Source organism: Hymenobacter fastidiosus, assembly GCF_039539565.1.
GTDB classification, from domain to species: domain Bacteria; phylum Bacteroidota; class Bacteroidia; order Cytophagales; family Hymenobacteraceae; genus Hymenobacter; species Hymenobacter fastidiosus.
The window spans coordinates 1-557 of the sequence record NZ_BAABDJ010000021.1 but is presented as its reverse complement, the minus strand read 5'-3'; the positions used below and the strand labels follow the sequence as shown (position 1 = coordinate 557).

Here is a 557-nt window from a genome sequence, read left to right as displayed (position 1 = left end):
AGTAAGAAGTAAGAAGTAGGAATGGACGCCAGAGCCAGTCCCCCCTACCGCTGGTGCGCCTTTTTTACGCACTCATTCCCACCTCTTACCTCTTACCTCCCACCTCTTACTTCTTACTTCTTAAGTAAAGCATACATGTCTTTCGCCGAACACCCTCTGGCCGAATCCAACCCCCTGACCGGGCGCTTTCGCTCGTTTGCGCGGGTGCAAACCCCGCGGGCGGGCCGCACGCTGGCCCGCTGGGGGGCCGGGCTGGGCCTGCTGGGGCTGCTGGCCGGCTTCCTGCCCTGGACCCAGAACATCCGCTCGACCGGCTCGCTCACCACCCTGCGCCCCCAGGACCGCCCCCAGACCGTACCCAGCACCATTGCCGGCCGCATCCAGCGCTGGCGGGTGCGCGAGGGCCAGCACGTGCGCCAGGGCGATACGCTGGTCGACATCGTGGAAGTCAAGGAGAAATACTTCGACCCCCAGCTCGTGCAGCGCACCGGCGAGCAGCTCGACGCCAAGATTAGCTCCCTGGGGGAGAACCGGGCGAAGGGCACGGCCCTCAGCGC

At 65.4% G+C, this 557-nt stretch carries 1 pseudogene; it reads left to right on the top strand.

Features of this window, described 5'->3' with window-relative positions:
• Positions 1-135: 135 nt before the first annotated feature.
• Positions 136-557 (top strand): annotated as a pseudogene (locus ABD833_RS10970) (biotin/lipoyl-binding protein); the annotation flags it as partial.